This window comes from Halomonas sp. M1, assembly GCF_029581375.1.
Classification (GTDB): domain Bacteria; phylum Pseudomonadota; class Gammaproteobacteria; order Pseudomonadales; family Halomonadaceae; genus Vreelandella.
Window position 1 is genome coordinate 2,816,292 of sequence record NZ_CP121119.1, and the last position, 25,380, is coordinate 2,841,671.

Sequence of the window (25,380 nt, forward strand, 5' to 3'; positions counted from 1 at the left end):
TTTGTCCTTATTTTTATCTAACGCGTGATGCCGAACGGCGCATGCGCAGGAGTTGTCATGACCCGAATTGCCATTGTAGGCGTGGCTGGCCGTATGGGCCGCACGTTAGTAAACGCGGTTGAGCAAGAGGCTAAAGCCTCGCTAGCAGGCGGAATCGTTGAGCCGGGCAGCTCCCTGGTCGGTGCGGATATTGGCGAACTGGCGGGCGTTGGCAAGCGCGGTGTGGCAGCGGTGGAGTCATTAAGTGCGATTTTGGACGACTTTGATGTACTGATCGACTTCACCGCGCCCCAGGTAACGCTGGCCAATTTGGCTTTCTGCGCCGAGCACGACAAACGCATTGTGATTGGCACAACCGGCATGAGCGATGATGAGCTGGCCCAGCTTGATAGCTACCGCGATAAAGTGGCCATGGTGTTCGCGCCGAACATGAGCGTCGGCGTTAACCTGACCCTGAAGCTTTTGGAAACGGCAGCTAAGGCGCTGGGTGATGAAGGCTACGATATTGAAGTTATCGAAGCTCACCACCGCCATAAAGTTGATGCGCCCTCAGGTACGGCGATCAAAATGGGCGAAGTGGTCGCGGAAAGTATTGGCCGGACCCTCAAAGAGCACGGTGTATATGAGCGGGTAGGGCAGTGCGGCCCGCGTACTGATAAAGAGATCGGCTTTGCCACCGTGCGCGCGGGGGATATTGTCGGCGAGCACACGGTGATGTTTGCCACCGAAGGCGAACGCATCGAAATTACCCATAAAGCCTCCAGCCGCATGACCTTTGCCAAAGGTGCGGTGCGCGCCGCACGCTGGGTCGCGGGTAAAGAGGTGGGCCGTTACGATATGCAGGATGTGTTGGGGCTGGAGTAGGCGGTAGCGAATGTTTTAAACAGCGAACTATCGCTAAACACCTCTGCTATTCAGGGGTAGTTTTTGGCCAGAAATTCCTGTAACATTCCAAAAATTTTGGCCCAGTGGCTGCAAAAAACAGCAGCATATCTGCAGTGAACGAACATCTGTAGAGAATGCTCTGTAAAAAAGCACCGCGCTTGTTGCACTGGCCTTAGGTTAGAAAAAATAGTCAGCCAAACGCTGCGCCATGGCAACTCGCCGTGGAAGAGAACAACAAGCGGGATGAAACCGATTTTTTTATTATCGGCTTCGTCCCGCTTTTTTACGACCCGACGTTTGCTTATAAAAACGCCGTAACCGGATCGCCGAGCCTGCGCCCACAGGCTCCCACCAGCATGGGAGAACTTGTTTTGAATAACCCCGCATTGAGCAAACCCGCGATATTGGCCTTAGAAGATGGCAGCGTATTTCACGGTACAGCGATTGGCGCGGATGGCGTCACAAGCGGTGAGGTGGTGTTCAATACAGCCATGACCGGCTATCAAGAAATCCTCACCGACCCCTCTTATACCCGTCAAATCGTTACGCTCACCTACCCGCATATTGGCAATACCGGCATTAATTCCGAAGATGTGGAATCCGCGTCTATTGCAGCAGCGGGCCTGGTGATTCGCGATCTACCGCTTATGGCGAGTAGCTTCCGTTCGGAGCAAAGCCTCTCGGATTATCTGAAAAGCCAAAACATACTGGGCATTGCCGACATCGACACTCGCCGGTTAACGCGCATTCTGCGCGATAAGGGTGCGCAAAACGGCGCGATTTTGGCAGGGGCGGATGCAGAGGGCAGCGATGCGGTTGAGCGGGCGCTGGCGGCGGCGAAGGCGTTTCCTGGGTTGAAAGGCATGGACCTGGCTAAAGAAGTCTCGTGTAAAGAAGCTTACGAGTGGTCAGAGGGCGAGTGGACTTTGGGTGAGGGCTACGCCGACATGACTAAGCGCGAGCGTCCTTATCACGTGGTGGCGTTTGATTACGGCGTTAAATTTAACATCCTGCGCATGCTGGCCGCTCGCGGCTGCCGCCTGACGGTTGTGCCGGCGCAAACGCCAGCCGCCGAGGTATTGGCGATGAACCCGGACGGTGTTTTCCTAGCCAACGGCCCCGGGGATCCTGAGCCCTGCGATTACGCGATCAAAGCCATTCAAGAGGTGCTGGAAACCGACACGCCGGTATTTGGTATCTGCCTTGGCCACCAACTGCTGGCACTGGCCTCCGGCGCGAAGACACTCAAGATGAGCCACGGTCACCATGGTGCTAACCACCCGGTGCAAGACTTAGCGTCCGGCACGGTAATGATCACTAGCCAAAACCACGGCTTTGCCGCCGATGAGGCAACGCTGCCCAGTAACGTGCGGGCAACGCATCGCTCGCTGTTTGACGGCACCCTGCAAGGCATTGAGCGCACTGACCGCCCGGCGTTTAGCTTTCAAGGACACCCGGAAGCGAGCCCCGGGCCGCGCGATGTAGCGCCGCTGTTTGATCGCTTTATCGCCATGATGAAAGCGCGTCGCTAACGCAGCGCTGCCAACGTTACGCCGTTTTTGTTGCTCATCGTCACCACTTTTTTGCGGGAACCGTTATGCCAAAGCGTACTGATATCAACAGCATTCTTATTATTGGCGCTGGTCCGATCGTTATCGGCCAGGCCTGCGAGTTCGACTACTCCGGTGCTCAGGCGTGTAAGGCGCTGCGCGAGGAGGGGTACCGGGTTGTGTTGGTTAACTCCAACCCCGCTACCATTATGACCGACCCCGCCATGGCCGATGCCACGTACATCGAGCCAATCACCTGGCAGGCGGTGGAAAAGATTATTGAAGCCGAGCGTCCCGACGCTATTTTGCCCACCATGGGTGGTCAGACGGCGCTTAACTGTGCGCTTGAGCTTGAAAAGCACGGCGTGCTGGAAAAGTACAATGTCGAGATGATCGGTGCCAACGCCGATGCGATTAACATGGCCGAAGACCGCGATCTGTTCGATCAGGCCATGAAGCGTATTGGTTTAGAGTGCCCGAAAGCGAAAGTCGCGCACAGCATGGATGAAGCCTGGGAGATTCAGGCTGAGCTGGGCTTCCCGACCATTATTCGCCCTTCCTACACCATGGGCGGCTCCGGCGGCGGCGTGGCGTATAACAAGGAAGAGTTCGAAGAGATCTGTATGCGCGGTTTCGAGCTTTCCAACAACCACGAGCTGCTGATTGATGAGTCGCTGCTGGGGTGGAAAGAGTACGAGATGGAAGTGGTGCGCGACCGCAACGACAACTGCATCATCGTCTGTGCGATTGAAAACTTCGACCCTATGGGCGTTCACACCGGTGACTCCATTACCGTTGCGCCTGCGCAAACGCTGACGGATAAAGAGTACCAGATCATGCGTGACGCCAGCCTCGCGGTACTGCGTGAGATTGGTGTGGAAACCGGCGGCTCCAACGTCCAGTTCGGTATGGATCCGAAAACCGGCCGCTTGGTGGTTATCGAGATGAACCCGCGGGTATCCCGCTCCTCGGCGCTGGCGTCTAAGGCGACGGGCTTCCCGATTGCCAAAATCGCCGCCAAGCTGGCCGTGGGCTATACGTTAGATGAGCTGCAAAACGACATCACCGGTGGCCGCACGCCCGCGTCGTTTGAGCCCTCGATTGATTACGTGGTAACCAAAATTCCACGTTTCACGTTTGAAAAATTCCCCCAGGCCAATGACCGTCTGACCACCCAGATGAAGTCGGTGGGTGAGGTGATGGCGATTGGCCGGACTTTCCAAGAGTCACTGCAGAAAGCCCTGCGCGGCCTGGAAACCGGTAACGATGGCCTTGATCCGATCATCACCGATTTTACACCGGATAACATGTCGGTCATTCAGGGTGAGCTTCAAGCCGCCGGTGCCGAGCGCATTTTCTACATTGCGGACGCCATGCGCTCAGGTATGAGCGTTGAGGACGTATTTGCGCTGACCAATATCGACCCGTGGTTCCTGGTGCAGCTGGAAGACTTAGTGCTGACTGAAAACGCCGTTGCCAAGCGCACGCTTGCTGACTTCTCTGCCCGCGAGCTTTACCAGCTCAAGCGCAAAGGCTTCGGCGATGCGCGCCTGGCAAAACTGCTTGGCGTGTCGGAAAAAGAGTTCCGCAAAACCCGTCAGGCCGCCGGTATTCGCCCGGTTTATAAGCGCGTTGATACCTGTGCTGCGGAATTTGCGTCTGACACCGCCTACATGTACTCCACCTATGAAGAGGAGTGCGAGGCGGATGTGTCGGATCGCCAGAAAATTATGGTACTTGGCGGTGGCCCCAACCGCATCGGCCAGGGTATCGAGTTCGACTACTGCTGTGTTCACGCCGCTTTCGCTATGCGCGACGATGGCTACGAAACCATCATGGTCAACTGCAACCCGGAAACCGTATCTACCGATTACGACACCTCGGATCGTCTCTACTTTGAGCCGGTAACGCTGGAAGACGTGCTGGAAATTGCCGATAAAGAGAAACCGGTAGGCGTGATTGTGCAGTTTGGTGGTCAAACACCGCTGAAACTGGCCCGTGAGCTGGAAGCCGCAGGCGTGCCGATCATCGGCACCACGCCGGACGCCATCGACCGCGCTGAGGACCGTGAGCGCTTCCAGGTGATGATCGACAAGCTTGGGCTGAAACAGCCGCCTAATGCGACGGCGCGTAGCTTTGAAGAAGCATTTTCTAAGGCAGAAGTGATTGGCTATCCGCTCGTGGTTCGCCCGAGCTACGTACTGGGTGGCCGTGCGATGGAGATCGTCTACGACGCCTCCGAACTTGAAAACTACATGACCCATGCGGTGAAAGTCTCTAATGACTCGCCGGTGCTGCTTGACCACTTCCTGAGCGCGGCGGTAGAGGTCGATATCGATGCCGTTTCAGACGGTCAGCAAGTGGTGATCGGCGGCATTATGCAGCACGTTGAGCAAGCAGGCGTTCACTCCGGTGACTCTGCCTGTGCGTTGCCACCTTACTCGCTGCCTGCCGATGTGCAGGATGAAATGCGTGACCAAGTGAAGCAGATGGCCGTGGAGCTAGGTGTTAAAGGCTTAATGAACGTGCAGCTCGCGTGGCAGGATGGTGAGATCTACGTGATTGAGGTGAACCCCCGCGCCTCGCGTACCGTGCCGTTTGTGTCTAAGTGCATCGGCACGTCGCTTGCGCAAATTGCCGCACGTTGCATGGCCGGTAAAACGCTCGCCGAGCAGGGTTTTGAGCGCGAAATTATCCCGCATTTTTATAGCGTCAAAGAAGCGGTCTTCCCGTTCAACAAGTTCCAGGGCGTAGACCCGATCCTCTCACCAGAAATGAAGTCTACCGGTGAAGTGATGGGGTCTGGCGACACCTTTGCCGAAGCCTTCTTCAAGGCACAGTTGGGCGCGGGTGAAGCGATTCCTGCGCTGGATGGCGAGCGTAAAGCATTCCTGTCGGTGCGCGAGCCGGACAAGCAGGGGATTATCGAAGTTGCGCGTTCTCTGCTAACATTGGGCTTCACACTATGTGCAACGCGTGGCACGGCAGCGGCGCTTGAAGCTGCCGGGCTCGACGTAGAGCACGTCAATAAAGTCTACGAAGGCCGTCCCCATATCGTCGATCTGCTCAAGAACGACGAAATCGCCTACATTGTGAACACTACGGAAGGTCGTCAGGCTATTAACGACTCTTCGGTAATTCGCCGTACTGCTCTCTCGCGCAAGGTGCCCTATGCGACCACCTTGGCGGGCGCTAATGCTGTTTGCATGGCGCTTGAGTACGGTAGGGAGATTACGGTGCGGCGCCTTCAGGATCTGCATGCAGGAGCAACGCAATGAACAAGGTCCCGATGACGGTAGCGGGAGAAAAGAGCCTCCGTGATGAGCTTGCTCATTTGAAGGGCGAGGCACGCCCTCAAGTGATTGCCGCTATCGCAGAGGCGCGTGAACACGGCGACCTTAAAGAGAACGCCGAGTATCACGCCGCTCGCGAGCAGCAGGGGTTTATCGAAGGGCGTATTCAGGAAATTGAGAGCAAGCTCTCTGTTGCTCAAGTGATTGATGTTACGAAGCTGCCGAGAACGGGTAAGGTGATTTTTGGTGTAACCGTCTCGCTGCTGAATCTGGATAGCGATGCCAGCGTAACCTATCGTATCGTGGGTGAAGATGAGGCCAACATTAAAGAGGGTCGCATTTCAGTAACGTCACCCATTGCCCGTGCGATGATCGGCAAAGAAGAGGGCGACATCGTCGCGGTGAAAACCCCCGGTGGTGATGTTGAGTACGAAATTGAGAGCGTAGAGCACCTCTAGTTCGTCGCCACTCGCGGGCGCTAATCGCGTCCGCGCTTTGGTAGCCTAATGACGTTCTAAAAAAAGCCCGAAGCAGTTAATGCCTCGGGCTTTTTGCATCGCTTACGATGTTAGCGCTGCTCGTCGCTTTTAGACGTGGAGCAGGATCTAGTGCCGACCGTGGTGGCTCTCAAAGCGCACAACGTTAGAGAGCTTCGGGTTGGCCTTTGGGTTGCGGCGATAAAGTAGCGCCATTTTACCGATGGTTTGCACCAGTTCGGCCTTACTGTTGGCCAGTAGCTCGTTGACCATTGCGGCGCGGTCGTCGCGCTCGGGCAGGGCAAGCTTCACTTTAATCAGCTCGTGATCATTGAGCGCGCGGCTGAGTTCTGCGAGCAGGTTTTCGGAGACGCCGTTCTCAGAAACGGTGACCACCGGGTTCAGGTGGTGGCCAATGCTACGAAATGCTTTCTTTTGTGCCTGTGACAAGCTCATGGTATCTTGCGGTATCCCGGTTAGCGCTTAACGTTCCATCTTACGGTGAAATGCCGCTAAGTGAAAGCAATCGCGTAAATGCGCCCATCTCTTATATCAGTGTTAGATTCCCACATGCAGCAAAAGCCCCCAAGTCGTAAACATTCAGTGAGCAAGACCAGCAATAACTGGAAGAAGGAACATTTTGACGACCAGTACGTTAAGCAGAGCTGGCAAGACGGCTATCGCTCGCGGGCGAGTTATAAGCTGCTGGAGATGGATGAAAAGGATAAGCTTTTTCGTGCCGGCATGACGGTGATTGATTTAGGGGCAGCACCCGGCGGGTGGAGTCAAATAGCCGCAGAGAAGGTGGGGCCAGAGGGTGTGGTCATCGCCTCCGATATACTGGAGATGGATGCACTCGCGGGGGTTGACTTCATCCAGGGTGATTTTACCGAAGAGCGCGTGCTAAACGCGATTCTTGAGCGTTTAGGAAATCGCCCAGTAGACCTTGTTATGTCGGACATGGCCCCCAATATGAGCGGTATGGCAGCAATTGACCAGCCTCAAGCTATGTATCTGGTAGAATTAGCGCTAGAGCTTGCCCGGGAAACGTTACCCCCTGGGGGACGCTTTTTGGCTAAGGTGTTTCAAGGCGAAGGGTTTGACGCTTACTTGAAAGCGTTGCGCGGTAGTTTTAATCGGGTGGTAACACGTAAGCCTGATGCCTCCCGGGCGCGCTCCCGTGAAGTCTATTTTCTGGCAGAAGGGTTTCGTGGCTAGCGATAGCTGGCTGCGGGCTATTGATAGCGCGCTTTGGGTGCCGTACTGTTTTTTTGACCAGCTGCATGCTGCGTTAGGCACAGTTAACCGGTAGCTAGGTAGCTCAATAGACCTGATTCACCGTAATAGCTAAGTTTTATCGCCGCAATTGCCAGACAGGCAGGCGGAACATGTGTCACATTAGGCATCTTGGACGAGCGTGACACAGATGGCCCAAAGCCATATGCGCTTTGGCAATGGTTGAACGTTAAGCTCTAGTGTAAGGTCTGAGTATTAGCGGTTAACTGACGGATTCTTGTAATGAGGGTAGCCCCTTGAATGATATGGCGAAGAACCTGATTCTGTGGTTGGTCATCGCGGCCGTTCTACTGACAGTGTTCAACAATTTCAGTACGGAAAGTGCACCGCAAGCCACTAACTACTCTCAGTTTGTGCAGCAGGTGCAAAATCAGCAGGTGCGTAGTGTCACTATTGATGGCTATACCATCACGGGTGAGCGCACGGATGGTACACAGTTCCAAACCATTCGCCCTGCGGCAGAAGATCCTAAGCTGATGGACGATCTGTTGAGCAACAACGTAACGGTTGTCGGTAAAGAGCCCGAGCAGCAAAGCATTTGGGTGCGCCTGCTGGTCGCCAGCTTCCCGATTCTGTTGATTCTAGCCATCTTTATGTTCTTTATGCGCCAAATGCAGGGTGGTGCTGGGGGCGGTAAAGGCGGCCCGATGAGCTTTGGCAAATCGAAGGCAAAACTGCTCTCGCAAGACCAGATTAAAACTACCTTTGCTGATGTTGCAGGCTGTGATGAAGCGAAGGAAGAAGTCGAAGAGCTGGTCGACTTCCTACGCGATCCCACGAAGTTCCAGCGCTTGGGTGGCACTATCCCCCGCGGCGTGTTGATGGTTGGCCCGCCGGGTACCGGTAAAACGCTGCTGGCTAAGTCGATTGCCGGCGAAGCGAAAGTGCCATTCTTCTCTATTTCGGGTTCTGACTTTGTTGAGATGTTCGTGGGTGTGGGTGCTTCCCGTGTACGCGACATGTTCGAACAGGCTAAAAAGCAGGCGCCCTGCATTATCTTTATCGATGAGATCGATGCCGTTGGTCGTTCACGCGGTACTGGGATGGGCGGCGGTAATGATGAGCGCGAGCAGACCCTAAACCAGCTATTGGTTGAGATGGACGGTTTCGAGGCGAACGAAGGCATCATTGTTATTGCGGCCACTAACCGTCCTGACGTACTTGACCCCGCGTTAATGCGCCCAGGTCGCTTTGACCGCCAGGTAACTGTTGGTTTGCCTGATATCCGTGGCCGTGAGCACATTTTGGGTGTTCACCTGCGCAAAGTGCCGTTGGCCGACGACGTTAAACCGCAATTGATCGCCCGTGGTACCCCCGGTTTCTCCGGTGCTGACTTAGCCAATTTGGTTAACGAAGCGGCGCTATTTGCTGCCCGTCGTAACAAGCGCCTAGTGGCTATGGAAGAGCTAGAGCTTGCCAAAGACAAGATCATGATGGGCGCCGAGCGCAAATCCATGGTCATGACCGATAAAGAGAAGCTCAATACGGCCTACCACGAATCAGGTCACGCTATTATCGGTTTGGTCGTGCCAGGGCATGACCCGGTCTACAAGGTGACTATCATCCCGCGTGGTCGTGCGCTGGGCGTGACAATGTTCTTGCCGGAAGAAGATCGCTATAGCCTCTCGCGTCAGCAAATTCTCGGTCAGATTTGTTCGCTGTTTGGTGGCCGTATCGCCGAAGAGATGACGTTAGGCCCCAATGGTGTGACTACGGGTGCTTCGAACGACATTAAGCGTGCAACCGAGCTTGCTCACAACATGGTGGCTAAGTGGGGGCTTTCGGATGCAATGGGACCGATCATGTACGACGAGGATGAGTCTCACCAGTTCCTCGGTGGCCCTGGTCAAGGCGGCAAGCTAAAGTCTGGCGAAACGACCACGCGTCTTGATAAAGAAGTCCGCAAGATTATCGACGAGTGCTACGAGCAAGCGCGGCAGATTCTGAACGACAACCGCGACAAGCTGGACGCCATGGCTGAAGCGCTGATGAAGTTTGAAACCATTGACGCCACGCAGCTGAAAGACATCATGGAAGGTCGCGACCCGCGTCCACCGGAAGGCTGGGACGATGGTGATTCATCTGGTGGCGGTATGCCCGTCAATGATGACAAGCCAGAAGCCAGTGCTGAAGAGCCGGTAGACGGCACGCCATCCAAGGATGATGGTGAAGAAGATGACGACGAACCCCGTCGCCGCCCTTCAGATCCGTTAGGTGGTCCTGCTGGGTCGTAAGTACCTTAAGCAGTGTTAGCAAAGGCGTCCCATTATGGGGCGCCTTTTTGTTATGCTGTGGTCATCACGCAGCAATGTTCTCTTTTTAATCAGGCCGCCGCATGAAATCGACAGTTGACTCTTCATCATCTTTACAGGCAGCGGACAGCGCCTTTCACCTGCGCTGTGGGCGCCACTTGCTAGATCTCTCGTTTCCCCGAGTAATGGGTATTCTCAATGTGACTCCCGATTCGTTTTCCGATGGGGGGCAGCACGTCGCCCTGGACGATGCGCTGCGCCATGCGGAGCGCATGCTCGCCGAAGGGGCGGTGATGATTGATGTGGGGGGCGAGTCAACGCGTCCTGGTGCGCCAGCTGTCTCTGAGCAAGAAGAGCTAGATCGTGTGTCCCCTGTTGTGGAAGCGCTAGTGCGAGAGTTGGACGCGTTGGTGTCGGTCGATACCAGCAGTCCAGCGGTCATGCGCCAAGCCAGCGCGCTCGGTGCGGGTATGATTAATGATGTGCGCGCGTTAGAGCGAGAAGGTGCCCTTGCTGCTGCTATCGGTAGTGGCCTGCCGGTCTGCTTAATGCACCGTCAGGGCGAGCCGCAGAATATGCAGCAGTCACCTCGCTATGAACAGCCGGTTGAAAGTGCGGTAGTGGCCTATTTGGCAGAGCGCGTTGCGGCCTGCGAAGCTGCAGGGTTGCGCCGTAACCGATTGCTGCTCGATCCCGGCTTTGGCTTCGGCAAAACCGTTGAACATAATCTACGCTTGCTCAAATATATGGATGCGTTACAGGCGTTAGAGCTGCCACTGTTGGTCGGTATGTCGCGCAAAAGCATGATCGGTAAAGTGCTGGGTCGCCCAGTGGAAGAGCGTTTGGCAGGTGGTCTTGCGCTAACCGCTATGGCGGTCGAGCGGGGTGCTAATATCGTACGCGTTCATGATGTAGGCCCAACGGTGGATGCCGTTAATATGGCGTGGGCAGTGTTGCAAGAGGGCTGCGAGCCGCCGCTAAACAAGGAGTTTGATGCATGACACGACGTTATTTTGGCACAGACGGTATTCGTGGCACCGTTGGGCAGGCACCGATTACCGCTGATTTTATGCTCAAGCTAGGTTGGGCGGCGGGTCAAGTGCTGCGCCGTGAAAAGGGGCCTACCCGGGTGCTGATTGGGAAAGATACGCGTATCTCAGGCTATATGTTTGAATCTGCGCTTGAAGCAGGGCTTTCTGCTGCAGGCGTCGATGTTTCGCTTTTGGGGCCTATGCCCACGCCGGGGATCGCCTACTTAACTCGCACCTTCCGTGCGGATGCAGGTATTGTTATTTCCGCGTCCCATAATCCCTTTGATGATAACGGCATTAAGTTCTTCTCGGCGGAGGGTAAAAAGCTACCCGATGAGATAGAAGATCGCATTGAAACAATGCTGGATGCACCGTTAACCACGGCAGCGGCGGCTTCGCTGGGAAAAGCAACGCGGATTGATGATGCCGCGGGACGTTACATTGAGTTTTGTAAATCTACCTTGCCGGATCGCTTAAGCCTGCACGGACTGAAAGTGGTGCTCGACTGCGCCCATGGCGCGACGTATCACATTGCGCCCAATGTGTTCCGTGAGCTGGGTGCGGAGGTGAGTGTCATCGGGGCCTCCCCTAACGGGCTAAATATTAACCAGCAGGTAGGCTCTACTCATCCCGCAGCGCTGCGGGCAGCGGTTATTCAGCAGGGGGCGGATTTAGGCATTGCTTTTGATGGAGATGGCGACCGCTTGCTGTTGGTCGATGCTGATGGTCGTGAGGTGGATGGCGACGATATTCTTTATCTGATTGCCCGGGACCGTCATGAGCGAGGGCTGCTAGAAGGTGGCGTGGTGGGAACGCTCATGAGCAATTTTGGCCTTGCCATGGCGCTGGAAAAGCTGGGTATCCCCTTTGCCCGGGCCAAGGTCGGTGATCGCTTCGTGATGGAGATGATGGCTGAGAATGGGTGGGAGCTTGGTGGCGAGTCCTCGGGGCATATTGTTTGCGGGCATGTGCAGTCCACGGGGGATGGAATTGTTTCTGCTCTTCAGGTGTTAGCGCTGATGATGCGTGAACAAAAAACCTTACCCACGCTGCTAAAGGGTTTGGAAAAAGTGCCGCAGTCGCTGGTGAATGTTAGGCTGCCAAAGGGCGCTAGTGCCAAAGAAGTAATGGCGTCAGAGCCTTTGCAGCACGCCGTAGCGACGCTTGAAAAAGAGTTGGGTGACCAGGGGCGTGTGCTGCTCAGGCCTTCGGGCACCGAGCCGCTTATTCGCGTGATGGTGGAAGGTCGTGCCCATCTGGATGTGGATAAGCTGGCCGGTCACCTAGCCAATCAAGTGCAGGCGCTGCTGAGTTAAGCTGCGCAACAAACCGCGCTATGCCTGTAACAGCGGTTGTCTTGACAAGGCTGCTCCTATACCATTTCGCTCCACCTTGAGTGAGGATAGTCAATGCGCACGCCATTAATTGCCGGTAACTGGAAAATGAACGGTTCGACGGCGTTGATTCAAGCGTTTGGAGACGCTTTCGCGGCAGCGACACTGTCTGCAGATATCGACGTTGTTATCATACCGCCATTTCCGTATTTGGATGCGGCCCGTCATGCGTTCAAAAACACGCCGCTGCAATTAGGGGCGCAAACGCTCAACCCCCAGCACTCAGGGGCGCATACGGGTGAAATTAGCGGCCGAATGCTGAAAGAGTTTGAGGTTGGCTACGTGCTGGTCGGCCACTCTGAGCGTCGCAAGCTCTATCGTGAAACCGATGAGCAGGTGTTTGACCGCTTGGTAGCCGCCTTGGATGTTGGCCTGAGGCCTATTCTCTGCGTTGGCGAAACCCTGGAAGAGCGTGATGCGGGCAGTACGATGGATATTGTGCTTCGCCAAGTCGGTCATGTGATGGCCCGTTTGGAACCCGCTCAGCGCCTTCATGTCGTGATTGCCTATGAGCCCGTATGGGCAATTGGCACTGGGCGCACCGCCACTCCTGAACAGGCCCAAGAGGTGATGGCGGGTATTCGTGCCTACCAGGCTGGTTTTGATACCTCGCTTGCCGAGCAGCTTAAGCTGCTATACGGCGGCAGCATGAACGCAAGTAATGCGGCTGAGCTACTCGCGCAGCCGGATATCGACGGTGGTTTAGTGGGCGGTGCTTCGCTCAAAACCAACGATTTCTACGCCATTTGTCAGTCAGCAGGATAACGCCATGCAAGTTGCAATTCTTATGGTTCACGTGGTGATTGCGATCGCCCTGGTTGTACTCATCCTGCTTCAGCAGGGTAAAGGTGCCGAAGCGGGGGCCGCCTTTGGTGGCGGTGCATCGCAAACCGTTTTTGGTTCGCGGGGAAGCGGTAATTTCTTATCCCGTACGACCGCTGTGCTAGCGGCAGGTTTTTTCGTAACCTCGATGACGCTCGCTTACTTTGCGACCCAGGCGAGCCAAGCCCCGGAAGCCGGTATCCCCGACTCCCGCCTCATCGAGCAGCAGCGTAGTATTCCAACGCTTGACGACGGGCCTGCAAGTATGGATAATACCGCGCCAGTGCTAGAGGAAAGCAGCGAGTAACGTCTTGATGTCGCTTTCTTTAGCCTCCCCTGATGCCGAAGTGGTGGAATTGGTAGACACGCTATCTTGAGGGGGTAGTGACCGTATGGTCGTGCGGGTTCAAGTCCCGCCTTCGGCACCATCTGTTTTGCTGGCTTGTCAGCTTCCCAGAGTTTTTGCCTAATACGCTTTTGTAAAAGATAGCAGGGGTTGGCACCTGAGACGAAAATTGTACTTGAAGCAAGTTCTTGAAAATGAGTTCTTGACGTAAGTGGTTCAAGTGTCTATTATCGTCGACCTAGATTGATGCGGGGTGGAGCAGTCTGGTAGCTCGTCGGGCTCATAACCCGAAGGTCATCGGTTCAAATCCGGTCCCCGCTACCATCTTCTAGTAATATGTTATATCCCAGTTGCGGTCACTGATGAGTAACTGAGATGGTGAGAAGTCAACTTAACGACATCCGCCGCATGTTGCTAAAGTGGTATTACAGGTTTCTTTCAAAAAGCCCCTTCCTGTGAAGGGGCTTTTTGTTAGTAGCTTTTTTGTTACAGTTTTTGCGAACAAAATTTTTTAATAGCTTTTTGTTAAAGCTTTTTGCGAGCCAAGCGTGTCTCAAGAGCGGATGTCCTCCGAGTAGCCAGAGACACATTTCCGGGTAACGCCAATCAGTCGCCTAGCTTCTCTTATCTCTCCTGGCCAGGTGCCTGATGCAACGGCTATAGGAGCTTTGTCTGTGGCCACAAAACACGCTGCGCTTCACGCGCTGATCGAACCTGTCGTTGCCGCCATGGGCTTTGAACTATGGGGTATCGACCATATTTCCCAGGGTAAGCACTCGCGGCTAGTCATTTATATTGAGCGCGAAAGCGGTGTCAGCGTGCAAGACTGCGCTGATATTAGTCGCCAAGTTAGTGCCGTCATGGATGTAGAAGACCCCATTCCTGGTGAATACCGGTTGGAAGTTTCTTCCCCCGGCATGGCACGCCCCTTGTATACCCTGGATCACTTCATCCGTTATCAAGGCCACCAGGTCGCACTTAAGCTACGCGTTGCTTTTGATGGACGGCGTAAGTATCAAGGGCTTCTCGCCGGTGTTGATGGTGATGAAGTGCTGCTACAGCTGGATGGAGAAGAGTATTGCTTCCCCATCGAAAGCATCGATTCTGCGCAGGTTGTCCCGCAGTTCGACGATTAAACGAGTGGCGGCATCCGGCAGGTAGCCGGGGTGATGCACAAAAGGACAGGTTTTCTGGCGAGGCATACGCATGAGTAAAGAAATTTTAATGGTCGTGGACGCGATCTCGAATGAAAAAGGCGTTCCCCGCGATGTTATCTTTGAAGCGGTAGAAGCCGCGTTGGCAAGCGCATCACGTAAGCGCTTTGATCAGGAAGAAGCCAACGTGCGGGTACACATTGACCGGCGTACGGGGGATTACGATACCTTCCGCACCTGGACCGTTGTCGAAGATGACGAGTTTGAAACGCCAGATTACGAAATCAAAGAGACTATTGCTGAGCAGCGCGACCCGCCGCTAAAGCTAGGCGATATTGTCGAGCATAAAATTGAAAACGCCGCGTTTGGTCGTATTGCTGCGCAAACTGCCAAGCAGGTCATTGTGCAAAAAGTGCGCGAGGCCGAACGTGCTGAAGTCGTACGTCAATACGCGGATCGTGAAGGTGAGCTGGTTGCCGGTATCGTCAAAAAGACTACCCGCGATGGCCTGATTATCGACCTGGGCGAAAACGCCGAGGCCTTCTTGCCCCGCAACGAAATGATTCACGGCGAACGCTACCGCATGAACGAGCGAGTGCGTGCGCTGTTGGTGAAGGTTGATCCAGAGGCTCGCGGCGCTCAGCTTCAGCTGTCGCGCACCAGCCCAGACTTCATTATTGAGCTATTCAAAATTGAAGTGCCGGAAATAGCTGAGCAGCTGATCGAAATTAAAGGCGCGGCCCGGGACCCAGGTTCGCGTGCCAAAATTGCCGTGAAAACCAACGATCGCCGCATCGACCCGGTCGGTGCCTGCGTGGGTATGCGCGGTTCACGCGTTCAAGCGGTCTCTTCGGAGCTGCAAAACGAGCGTGTGGATATCGTGCTGTGGGACGATAACCCGGCGCAGTTGGTGATTAACGCCATGGCGCCTGCGGATGTGGCGTCTATCCTAGTTGACGAAGATGCCCATGCAATGGACGTTGCCGTCGCTCAGGACAATCTCGCTCAGGCCATTGGCCGTAGCGGGCAGAACGTACGTTTAGCCTCTGAGCTGACCGGCTGGCGCATCAATGTGATGACCGAAGACGAAGCCGAGTCTAAGCGTGAGCAGGAAATCGATAGTTTGGTGGACTCCTTCGTTCAGCACTTAGAAGTGGACGAAGATGTTGCCCGCCTGTTGGTAGAAGAAGGGTTTACCACCCTAGAAGAAGTTGCTTACGTGCCGCTTGAAGAAATGCTGGAAATCGAAGAGTTCGATGAAGCATTGGTAGAAGAGCTGCGTGCACGCGCGAAAGACGAGCTGCTGACGATGGCCATTGCCTCGGAAGAAGCCCTAGACGGTGCCCAGCCAGCAAATGACCTGCTGGAAATGGACGGCATGGAGCGCCACCTGGCCTTCATTCTGGCTAGCCGAGGCATTGTCACCATGGAAGATCTCGCCGAGCAGTCTGTCGACGATCTGGTCGATATCGAGGAGTTGGACGAAGCGCGCGCAGCGGCACTGATCATGACTGCCCGTGCGCCCTGGTTTGAAGACGAGAACGCATCGGATTCGAACACACAGTAAACAGGTCACGGGCTGAGGAGGGTCACTATGTCAGATATGACAGTTAAAGATTTTGCAGTAAAGGTGGGCCGTGATGTGCCCCGCCTATTGGAACAGATGAAAGAAGCCGGCTTACAGCACGCCTCAGAAGGCGACGCTGTGTCTGAAGAAGATAAGCAAAAATTGCTTAGCTTTTTGAAGAAAAGCCACGGTGGCAGTGAAGTTGATGCAAGCAAAAACCGCATTACGCTGACCCGTAAAACCCGCAGCCGTATTAAAACCGGTGAGCGCGGCAAGACCATTGAAGTGCAGGTACGTAAGAAAAAAACCTACGTTAAAAGCGCTGAAAATGAGAAGCCGAAAGCCGCTGAGCCTAGCTACACTGGCCCACGCCAGCTAGTAGGTGATATGGCGGAAGCCGAAGCTGAGCGCAAGGTTTCTGATGCGCGTGAAGCAGAGGAAAAAGCCGCCGCACAGAAAGCTCGTGCTGCACAGGTAGCTGAAGCGACTGCGCGCAGTAATAAAGAAGCTGAAGCCGCGCGTAGTAAAAAAGAGATTGATGCAAGACCTAGAGCCGCCAAAGCGCCGGCGACACCTGATGTCGCGGTGCCGAATCTTGAAATCGACGATACGCCGTCACCTGATGATATGCCGCCGGCGCCGCCGAAAGAGGGCCGTACCGACCGTCGTACCGCACCGCCCAAAAAAGCGGCTGCGAAGAAGAAAGGTCGTGACGACGAGGATGATCGTGGTGATCGCGAAGAGCGTAAGCGTGGCGGTGGCGGCAAGAAAGTAAAACGTGCCGAGCAGCGTCGCGGCGGTCGTCGTAGTGGCAACCAGACGGGCAACGGCAAGCACGCGTTCCAGAAGCCGACCCAGCCGATTGTGCGTGAAGTCTCGATCCCTGAGTCAATCAGCGTTGCTGAGCTTGCCGACAAAATGTCGATCAAGGCCAACGAAGTGATCAAGGCCATGTTCAACATGGGTGCTGCGGTCACCATCAACCAGACGATTGACCAGGATACAGCGGCTATCGTCGTGGAAGAGATGGGCCACAAGCCGAAGCTGGTGAAAGATGACGCGCTGGAAACGGAAATGCTCGAAGGCATCTCCTACGAAGGCGAAGAGATCACCCGTTCACCGGTGGTGACCGTTATGGGCCACGTTGACCACGGTAAAACCTCGCTGCTCGATTACATTCGTAAAGCGAAAGTGGCCACGGGTGAAGCGGGCGGTATTACCCAGCACATTGGTGCTTACCACGTAGAAGATAACCACGGTGGCGTGACCTTCTTGGATACCCCGGGTCACGCGGCGTTTACCGCCATGCGTGCCCGTGGTGCCAAGGCAACCGACGTCGTTATCCTAGTGGTGGCCGCCGACGACGGCGTGATGCCCCAGACCATTGAAGCGATTGAACACTCCAAAGCTGCTGAAGTACCGTTAGTAGTAGCGGTGAACAAGATCGATAAGCAGGGCATCGATCTGGATCGCATCAAGAATGAGCTTTCCCAGCACGGCGTTATCTCTGAAGAGTGGGGCGGTGACACCCAGTTTGTTCACGTCTCTGCTAAGACCGGTGAAGGTATGGAAGAGCTGCTGGAAGCGATCCAGCTGGCCTCTGAAGTGCTTGAGCTAAAAGCCGTGCCTTCCGCGCCGGGTAAAGGCGTTGTGGTTGAGTCACGCCTTGATAAAGGTCGTGGTCCGGTCGCTACCGTACTGGTTCAAAACGGTACGCTGAAAAAGGGCGATATCGTCCTGGCTGGCCTGCATTACGGCCGCGTTCGTGCGCTGACCAATGAACTTGCTCAGCAAGTTGATTCGGTTGGCCCCGCCATGCCGGTAGAGATTCAAGGCTTGGGCGGTACGCCGGATGCCGGTGATGACTTCATGGTTGTCGCCGACGAGAAGAAAGCTCGTGAAGTCGCTAACTTCCGTCAAGGCAAATATCGCGAAGTGCGCCTGGCACGTCAGCAGAAGGCCAAGCTGGAGAACATGTTCAGCCAGATGGGCCAAGACGAAGTGGCCAAGGTCAACATCGTCCTCAAAGCCGACGTACAAGGTTCGCTGGAAGCTATCAAAGGCGCCCTGGAAGAGCTCTCCACCGGTGAAGTTGAAGTGGCTGTGGTCTCCTCGGGTGTTGGTGGCATCACCGGTACCGATGCCAACTTGGCGCTTGCCTCTGAGGCTATCGTGGTTGGCTTTAACGTCCGTGCCGACGCTGCTGCCCGCGAGATCATCGAACGTGAAGGCTTGGATCTGCGCTACTACAGCGTCATCTACCAGCTGATCGACGAGGTCAAGCAGGCGATGAGCGGTATGCTCGCACCTGAGTGGAAAGAAGAAATCGTTGGTATTGCTGAAGTACGCGACGTCTTCCGTGCACCGAAGATTGGTGCGATTGCCGGCTGTATGGTGGTGGAAGGCAGCGTACACCGTAATAAGAAGATTCGTGTATTGCGCGATGACGTAGTGATTTACGAAGGCGAGCTCGAATCGCTGCGCCGCTTCAAAGATGACGTTCAAGAAGTACGTAACGGCATTGAGTGTGGCATCGGCGTGAAGAACTACAACGATGTCCAGGTCGGCGACAAGATCGAAGTCTTTGACCAAGTGAAGGTCGAGCGCAGCCTCTAAGGCCGCGAGGAGCAATCATGCGCGAATTTAAGCGTACCGACCGAGTAGCCGACCAGCTCCAAAAGGAGCTGGCGGTACTTATTCAACGCGAAGTAAAAGACCCGCGCTTAGGCATGATTACGGTGAGCGGCGCGACCGTCAGCCGTGACCTGGGTTACGCAGATATCTATGTCACCCTGCTGGGTGAGCAGGACCCTGAGCGTATCAAAGAGAATCTGCAGGTACTGAAGCGTGCCGCAGGCTTTCTAAGAAGCCAAATTGCCAAGCGTATCAAGCTACGCCACGTACCTGAACTACGCTTTCACTATGATGAAAGTGTCTTCCGTGGCCAGCACCTCTCATCGCTGATTGCCGAAGCGGTCTCAACCGACCGTGCCCGCCAGCAGGATGAAGAGGGCGAAAGTGACAACGGCAATAGTGATAGCAACAATGGTGAGGAGACGCGCTAATGGCACGTCGCCGTCGCGGATTACCGGTCAATGGCGTTTTGCTGCTGGATAAGCCCAAGGGCATTTCCAGCAACCACGCGCTACAGCGAGTGCGCCGTCTGTTTGAGGCGCAGAAAGCCGGGCATACCGGCACGCTGGACCCCATGGCAACGGGCTTGTTGCCCATTTGCTTGGGTGAGGCCACTAAGTTTTCCGCGCACCTGCTGGAGGCCGACAAGATGTATCGCACCCGAGTTGAGCTCGGGGTGATCACCGACACCGGCGATGCCGAAGGCACAGTCATCGAACGGCGCGAGGTGCCAAGCCTCACCGAGCAGGATGTTGAAGCGGTCTTGACGCGTTTTCGCGGCGAGATTGAGCAAGTCCCGCCGATGTACTCGGCCCTAAAGCATCAGGGTAAAAAGCTTTACGAGTTGGCCCGAGAGGGCAAGCACGTAGAGCGTGCAGCACGGCGGGTAAGCGTGTATGATGCGCGGCTGCTTGAGTTTGAGGGCACGGCCTTCGAGCTTGAGGTCAGCTGTAGCAAAGGCACCTATATTCGCACCTTGGCCGAAGATATTGGCCAAGCGTTGGGCTGCGGCGCCCATATTAGTCAGCTGAGAAGGCTCAAAACCGGGCCGTTTACCAGCGACGCGATGTGGACGTTGGAAAGCCTTGAAGCGCTGGCAAGCCAAGCCAACCGTGAGGCTGAGCTGATGCCTGTTGATGTGCTGGTGGATCATTTGCCTTCGCTAAACGTGGATGAAACGGCCTACGGGTGTCTTGCCCATGGCCAGTCCGCTCATTTAGCGATTGAGGCACTTGCGCCCGATGCGCTGGCAAGACTTTATTACGCCGAGACGTTTATCGGCCTTGGTGTTGTAAAAAGTGCCCAGGAAGTGGCACCTAAGCGGCTGTTAAGTACCGTCGCTATCTCGTAAACAGCGTTGCAAGGAAGCAGCCGTTTGCGCGAAAATAGTAGTTAGAAACCGTGGTTAAAAACTGCGGTTAGAAACTAGCGGTTAAAAGATCGCTAGTAGAAAGAAGAGAGTCGCCTGAGACTGCAAATATGCGTGGTCTCACCCATTCAATTTTAGGCATATTGCTTACTGGAGAGACAGATGGCATTAACCGCTGAGAAAAAGGCCGAGATCGTCAACGAATACGGCCGCGGCGATAGCGATACCGGTTCCCCTGAAGTTCAGGTTGCACTGCTAAGCGCCAACATCAATGGCCTGCAGGACCACTTCAAAACCAACAAGCAGGATCACCACTCACGTCGTGGTCTGATCCGCATGGTAAACCAGCGTCGTAAGCTGCTGGACTACCTGAAGCGTAAAGATTTCGAACGCTATCAGTCTCTGATTCAGCGTTTAGGTCTGCGTCGCTAAGCATTAGCGGCAATGATTCGAAACGGGCAGCCCCTTGGGGCTGCCCGTTTTTTTGTTTCTGGTAGCCGTATGGCGCCACAGCGCCTAGAATGGTGACGAGTCAAAACGACCCAAGCGAAAAGACAAGTAGATATTAATGTTAAAGGAAGTCGCCGTGAATCCGGTAAAAAAAACGTTCCAATACGGTCGTAGCACCGTCACTTTAGAAACTGGCCGTATTGCTCGCCAGGCCACTGGTGCCGTAATGGTGACCATGGATGAAACCGTTGTACTGTGTACAGTGGTTGCGAAGAAAGAAGCCAACCCCAACCAGCCCTTCTTCCCGCTCTCGGTACACTACCAAGAGAAAACCTACGCGGTTGGTAAGATCCCCGGTGGCTTCTTCAAGCGTGAAGGCCGTCCTACCGAAAAAGAGACCCTCACCTCGCGCCTGATCGACCGCCCGATCCGTCCGCTATTCCCCAAAGGGTTTATGAACGAAGTGCAGGTGATCTGTACCGTTCTCTCTACCGACCGCAACCATGATCCGGATGTAGCGGCGATGCTGGGCACCTCAGCAGCGCTGAGTATCTCTGGCGTGCCGTTTAACGGCCCGATTGGCTGTGCACGGGTTGGTTTTAACGAAGAGCAGGGCTACTTCCTGAACCCGACCGTTGAAGAGCTGGCTGCTTCCGAGCTGGACATGGTGGTAGCGGGTACTGATAAAGCCGTCCTCATGGTGGAATCAGAAGCCCAAGAACTGCTCGAAGACGAAATGCTGGGTGCCGTGCTGTTCGGCCACCAGGAAATGCAGGTTGCCGTCACCGCGATTAAAGAGTTGGTCGCTGAAGCTGGCAAACCGCGCTGGGATTGGCAGCCTGCGCCGGAAAATGTAGCGCTGAAAACCGTCATGGCCGAAGCGTTCGAAGCCAAAGTGGGCGATGCGTACCGCATTACTGACAAAATGGCCCGCCAAGACGCGCTTTCAGCACTTAAAGACGCCGCTGTTGAGCAGCTAGCGGCGGTTGAAGGTGAAGAAGCGGAAGGCAAATTCAGCAAAGATGACGTGAAAGGTGCGTTTGCCGGCCTTGAAAAGCGCGTTGTACGCTCGCGCGTTGTAAAAGGCGAGCCGCGTATCGATGGCCGTGACAACTTCACCGTGCGCCCGCTGGCCATTGAAGTTGGCGTACTGCCGAAAACCCACGGCTCTGCGGTGTTTACCCGTGGCGAGACTCAGGCGATTGCGATTGCAACCTTGGGCACCCTACGTGATTCGCAGCTCATTGAATCCCTGGAAGGTGAGCGTAAAGACCGCTTTATGCTGCACTACAACTTCCCTCCCTACTGCGTAGGTGAAGCGGGCTTTATGGGTGGCCCGAAGCGCCGTGAAATCGGCCACGGCCGTTTGGCGCGTCGTGGTATTCAAGCCATGCTGCCATCTGAAGACGTCTTCCCTTACACCATTCGCGTGGTGTCGGAAATTACTGAATCCAATGGCTCGAGCTCCATGGCCTCGGTGTGTGGCTCTTCGCTTGCGCTGATGGATGCCGGTGTACCGCTGAAAGCCCCGGTGGCGGGTATTGCCATGGGGCTGGTGAAAGACGAAGACGGCTACGCCGTGCTTACAGATATCCTGGGTGACGAAGACCACCTGGGCGACATGGACTTCAAAGTTGCCGGTTCTGAAGAGGGCGTCACCGCTCTACAGATGGACATTAAGATCGAAGGCATCAACGAAGAGATCATGGAGAAGGCGCTGCAGCAGGCGCACGATGCGCGTATCAGCATTCTGGCGCAGATGAACGACGTGATCAGCCAGAGCCGTACCGATGTGTCGGAAAATGCTCCTTCCATGGCCACCATCAAAATCGCCCCGGATAAGATCCGTGACGTCATTGGTAAGGGCGGCGCGACGATTCGTAAAATCTGCGAAGACACCGGCGCGTCTATCGACCTGGACGATGATGGCACCGTGCGCATCTACGCGGAAGATAAAGCCGCGGCGAAGCGTGCCATTGATACCGTACTGGCCATTACCGCAGAAGCGGAAATCGGCAAGCTGTACAACGGTAAAGTGGTACGTATCGCTGACTTCGGCGCGTTTGTTAACATCATGCCGGGTACCGATGGCTTGGTGCATATTTCGCAAATTGTTGCCGAGCGCGTTAACAACGTCCGCGACTTCTTAAACGAAGGCGACGATGTGATTGTTAAAGTGTTGGATATCGACAACCGCAACCGGGTGAAACTCTCTATTAAAGAGATCACCGAAGAAGAGAAAGCGGCTTTCGCTGCTGCCGAGGCAGAAGTTACCGAGTAATTAACCGGTAATGCTTAGCCGTTAAATGCGTCGCTAGTTTGCGACTCATTCACCGCCCCCGCAGCCTTCGGCTTCGGGGGCGGTTTGTTTTGGCGCGTAGGCACGTTTCGTACAACGCCTAGGTTGAAAGGCGCCTCACGGAAATAGTTTATGGTTAGCTGACGATGACGAGCCATGACGATGATCGACCATAAGGACACTACCCACGTGCTCAACTGGAAGGAGGTGCCACAGCTTCCCAAGGCGGAAGGGCGGATTGACGCGATTGATCTTGCCCGAGGCATCGCCATTGGGCTGATGATAATGAGCCACGCCGTTAGCGGGCTGGTGGGCATTCGCAACGTGCCCGAGTGGGGCATGGTGCCTATTCATTTTTTAACCAAATTCTCCTCATCGCTGTTCATCCTGGTGTTTGGCATCGCGTTAGCGGTAGCGTTTCTATCGCATACTCAGCGGGATGACTGGCCTAAGCGTCGGCTAAAGCTCTGGGTGCGGGCTATCGAGGTGTGGTTTTGGTACAAAGCGCTGACGATAGTGGAAATGCTGCCCTTCAGCGCGCCTAGCGATATCGTTGATACGCTGCTCTACCAGCGCTTTGCTATTTGGGTGGAAATTCTCGGCTTTTACGCCATCGCTCTGCTATGGGTGCCGCTGGTACTGCCATTTTGGGCACGAGCGCCGCTATGGGGGCGTTTAGCCACTATTGTTGGCCTAACGGCACTGTCCGCGTGGCTGCAAGGGGTTAGCTTTGGCGGCAACGATATTCTGAAAGCTCTGCTGGTCGACCACGAAGACCACTACGCCTGGGGGCAGCTCAGCCGGGCGCCGTTAATTTTGTCAGGCTTACTGATGGGTGAGGCCGTACTGCGTTGCTACTTCGATCACGCCTTGCGCCGCCGCTTGGTGTTTATACTCATGGGTATCGGCGCGCTAATGGTGGCTGCTTTTTATGGTGTGGCACTGGCCAGTGGCGATGTGTATGGGGCCATGATGGCGGTTGCGCGCAACGCGGGTAAGCACCCGCCTGAGCTGCCCTTTATGCTGTTTAGCATAGGGGGCGCGCTGGTGCTGTTGGGGCTAGCTCTGGCAGGGGGCGCCATGGCTGCTAAAGCACTACGGCCGTTAACCGTGGTCGGCAGCGATGCGCTAAAAGCGTTTATTTTTCACATCGTGATGATTTTTCTGGTGCTGCGTTTTTTGTTGGAAGGCCAAGGCACCTACACCTATCCACAGGCCCTTGGGGTAGGCGGACTGTTGATACTTGGGGCCGCGCTATGGATTTGGCTGACCCGCTGGGTGGCGCGCCACAAATAAGAGGTAACTTTATTAAGGTTATTACTATGTTGAGATCATTCCTGTGTTGAGAATATGACAGTGTTGAAGTTATTACAGGGCTTGCTGGGTATTGCGCTATTCATGGTGCTGCCTGCCTATGCCGCCGAGAACGTTATTAATGGGTACGAATCTCATGAGTACGAATTTGATTGGTACTATGAAGTCGACAAACAGAGCGCGTGGCAGGTTAATTTAAACGCCCGCGTGGCTGCCATCGAGGAGGTGTTTGGTGGGCAGCTGGGTGTCTATTTACAGAACCTGGCAAGTGGGGAAGCCTACTCATGGCGAGCCGATGAGCCGTGGTATTTGGCATCACTGGTGAAAGTGCCGGTGGCGGCCCAAGTGCTGGCCGAACGCCAAGCGGGCACGCTTTCCCTAGATGAGCGGTTAACCCTTGCCCGCAGCGACTATGTAGATGGCGCAGGGCCCGTTAACTGGCACGACCCGGGCGCGTCGATCACACTTCGTTTTTTGCTAGAGCAGATGATTACCGTTAGCGATAACACCGCGTCGGATATGCTGATTAACCGGGTGGGGCTTGATGAAGTAAATGCCCGGGCCAGGGCAATGGTAGCGGCCAGCGGTGGCCATCCTGAGGCGTTAGGCCCCATTAGCAAGCTAGTGGGTGTGCGCCAGGGGGTGTATGGCCAGCTACACCCGGATGCCCGTTCCCTGGATGGGTTAGACTTTATGGCCCTGCGCGAGCACAGCGTTAACCAGCGCCCGGCAGCGCTTGCCCGCACGCTCGGTGTAAGCCGCAATGCGTTTGAGCAGCCCGACTACGACCACGCTTTTGATGCCTACGCAGCAACAGGTGAAAACGGCGGCACGCTGCGTGCCTTTGGCGATGTATTAGCCAGCCTGCACCACGGGGGGATGGCCGACCTCAATGCCGAACAGCGCCAACTGCTGCTGGCGGTCATGGCGCGCACCCGCTCCGGTGAAAAGCGCTTAAAACAAGGCATGGGCAGCACCTTCCACTTTGCCCATAAAACCGGTACCCAGCACCGCCGCAGTTGCGATGCGGGCCTTGCTTCGCGCGTTGGCGCTGAATCGGCGCCGTGGGTGATTGTTGTCTGTAGTCGCGGCCCTCTTGCGCTAAGTGCTCACGAACGGGCGATGGCAAGCATAGGGGAAGCGCTGCGTGAAAGTGGCGCCCTGGCTGGCCCTTAACCAAGCCAATGTGAACGCCTACAACCGCGTGCCAGCGTGATAAACTGGCGACCCGCTTTGGGTTTTCATGTC

20 protein-coding genes and 2 tRNA genes are annotated in these 25,380 nt (G+C 55.3%); 21 read left to right on the forward strand and 1 reads right to left on the reverse strand.

Annotated features, from left to right (window positions below):
* Positions 1–57: 57 nt before the first annotated feature.
* From dapB to greA, 4 genes are all read left to right on the forward strand, one after another.
* Positions 58–864: a 4-hydroxy-tetrahydrodipicolinate reductase gene (gene dapB / locus P8S54_RS13020; RefSeq protein WP_281442069.1), complete on the forward strand. Its 807-nt coding sequence runs from the start codon at positions 58–60 to the stop codon at positions 862–864.
* A gap of 407 nt (positions 865–1,271) precedes the next feature.
* Positions 1,272–2,417, forward strand: coding sequence for a glutamine-hydrolyzing carbamoyl-phosphate synthase small subunit (carA, locus tag P8S54_RS13025; protein WP_009097386.1), 1,146 nt, complete (start codon positions 1,272–1,274; stop codon positions 2,415–2,417).
* A 65-nt stretch (positions 2,418–2,482) separates the two neighbouring features.
* Complete coding sequence (gene carB, locus P8S54_RS13030; protein ID WP_281442070.1) at positions 2,483–5,713, forward strand: carbamoyl-phosphate synthase large subunit; 3,231 nt, start codon at positions 2,483–2,485, stop codon at positions 5,711–5,713.
* Complete coding sequence (gene greA / locus P8S54_RS13035; RefSeq protein ID WP_281442071.1) at positions 5,710–6,186, forward strand: transcription elongation factor GreA; 477 nt, start codon at positions 5,710–5,712, stop codon at positions 6,184–6,186. The genes carB and greA overlap by 4 nt, the downstream gene beginning before the upstream one ends.
* Positions 6,187–6,333: 147 nt before the next feature.
* On the opposite strand, the gene yhbY is transcribed toward greA, so the two are convergent.
* Positions 6,334–6,660: a ribosome assembly RNA-binding protein YhbY gene (gene yhbY / locus P8S54_RS13040; protein WP_009097393.1), complete on the reverse strand. Its 327-nt coding sequence runs from the start codon at positions 6,658–6,660 to the stop codon at positions 6,334–6,336.
* A 114-nt stretch (positions 6,661–6,774) separates the two neighbouring features.
* On the opposite strand from yhbY, the gene rlmE reads away from it, so the two are divergent.
* The 17 genes from rlmE (at position 6,775) to P8S54_RS13125 (ending at position 25,308) form a co-directional block, all read left to right on the forward strand.
* Positions 6,775–7,422 (forward strand): 23S rRNA (uridine(2552)-2'-O)-methyltransferase RlmE, encoded by a 648-nt coding sequence (gene rlmE / locus P8S54_RS13045; protein ID WP_009097395.1) that lies wholly within the window; start codon positions 6,775–6,777, stop codon positions 7,420–7,422.
* 314 nt (positions 7,423–7,736) lie between these two features.
* A complete protein-coding gene (gene ftsH, locus P8S54_RS13050; protein WP_281442072.1) occupies positions 7,737–9,734 on the forward strand; it encodes an ATP-dependent zinc metalloprotease FtsH in 1,998 nt (665 codons plus the stop codon).
* Between the two features lie 101 nt (positions 9,735–9,835).
* Complete coding sequence (folP, locus tag P8S54_RS13055; protein WP_281442073.1) at positions 9,836–10,753, forward strand: dihydropteroate synthase; 918 nt, start codon at positions 9,836–9,838, stop codon at positions 10,751–10,753.
* Positions 10,750–12,099 carry a phosphoglucosamine mutase gene (gene glmM, locus P8S54_RS13060; protein WP_281442074.1) on the forward strand — a complete coding sequence of 450 codons (1,350 nt, stop codon included), beginning with the start codon at positions 10,750–10,752 and terminating at the stop codon, positions 12,097–12,099. Before folP ends, glmM begins: the two co-directional genes overlap by 4 nt.
* 93 nt (positions 12,100–12,192) lie before the next feature.
* Positions 12,193–12,942 (forward strand): triose-phosphate isomerase, encoded by a 750-nt coding sequence (gene tpiA, locus P8S54_RS13065; protein WP_281442075.1) that lies wholly within the window; start codon positions 12,193–12,195, stop codon positions 12,940–12,942.
* A 4-nt stretch (positions 12,943–12,946) separates the two neighbouring features.
* On the forward strand, positions 12,947–13,306 hold the full coding sequence (gene secG / locus P8S54_RS13070; RefSeq protein WP_281442076.1) for a preprotein translocase subunit SecG: 360 nt from the start codon (positions 12,947–12,949) through the stop codon (positions 13,304–13,306).
* A gap of 34 nt (positions 13,307–13,340) precedes the next feature.
* Positions 13,341–13,427 (forward strand) — tRNA-Leu (locus P8S54_RS13075).
* A 165-nt stretch (positions 13,428–13,592) separates the two neighbouring features.
* Positions 13,593–13,669: transfer RNA gene (locus P8S54_RS13080), tRNA-Met, on the forward strand.
* Between the two features lie 350 nt (positions 13,670–14,019).
* Positions 14,020–14,481, forward strand: a complete 462-nt coding sequence (rimP, locus tag P8S54_RS13085) for a ribosome maturation factor RimP (RefSeq protein WP_009100915.1) — start codon at positions 14,020–14,022, stop codon at positions 14,479–14,481.
* A 70-nt stretch (positions 14,482–14,551) separates the two neighbouring features.
* Positions 14,552–16,066: a transcription termination factor NusA gene (gene nusA / locus P8S54_RS13090; RefSeq protein ID WP_281442077.1), complete on the forward strand. Its 1,515-nt coding sequence runs from the start codon at positions 14,552–14,554 to the stop codon at positions 16,064–16,066.
* A 27-nt stretch (positions 16,067–16,093) separates the two neighbouring features.
* Positions 16,094–18,682 carry a translation initiation factor IF-2 gene (gene infB / locus P8S54_RS13095; protein WP_281442078.1) on the forward strand — a complete coding sequence of 863 codons (2,589 nt, stop codon included), beginning with the start codon at positions 16,094–16,096 and terminating at the stop codon, positions 18,680–18,682.
* A 17-nt stretch (positions 18,683–18,699) separates the two neighbouring features.
* Positions 18,700–19,131, forward strand: a complete 432-nt coding sequence (gene rbfA, locus P8S54_RS13100; protein ID WP_281442079.1) for a 30S ribosome-binding factor RbfA — start codon at positions 18,700–18,702, stop codon at positions 19,129–19,131.
* Positions 19,131–20,051 (forward strand): tRNA pseudouridine(55) synthase TruB, encoded by a 921-nt coding sequence (gene truB / locus P8S54_RS13105; protein ID WP_281442080.1) that lies wholly within the window; start codon positions 19,131–19,133, stop codon positions 20,049–20,051. Before rbfA ends, truB begins: the two co-directional genes overlap by 1 nt.
* A 180-nt stretch (positions 20,052–20,231) precedes the next feature.
* Positions 20,232–20,501 carry a 30S ribosomal protein S15 gene (rpsO, locus tag P8S54_RS13110; protein WP_009100924.1) on the forward strand — a complete coding sequence of 90 codons (270 nt, stop codon included), beginning with the start codon at positions 20,232–20,234 and terminating at the stop codon, positions 20,499–20,501.
* Positions 20,502–20,637: 136 nt separating this feature from the next.
* Positions 20,638–22,800, forward strand: coding sequence for a polyribonucleotide nucleotidyltransferase (pnp, locus tag P8S54_RS13115; RefSeq protein WP_281442081.1), 2,163 nt, complete (start codon positions 20,638–20,640; stop codon positions 22,798–22,800).
* Positions 22,801–22,980: 180 nt separating this feature from the next.
* A complete protein-coding gene (gene opgC, locus P8S54_RS13120; RefSeq protein WP_281442082.1) occupies positions 22,981–24,114 on the forward strand; it encodes an OpgC domain-containing protein in 1,134 nt (377 codons plus the stop codon).
* A gap of 60 nt (positions 24,115–24,174) precedes the next feature.
* Complete coding sequence (locus tag P8S54_RS13125; protein WP_281442083.1) at positions 24,175–25,308, forward strand: serine hydrolase; 1,134 nt, start codon at positions 24,175–24,177, stop codon at positions 25,306–25,308.
* The last annotated feature ends 72 nt before the right edge of the window (positions 25,309–25,380 follow it).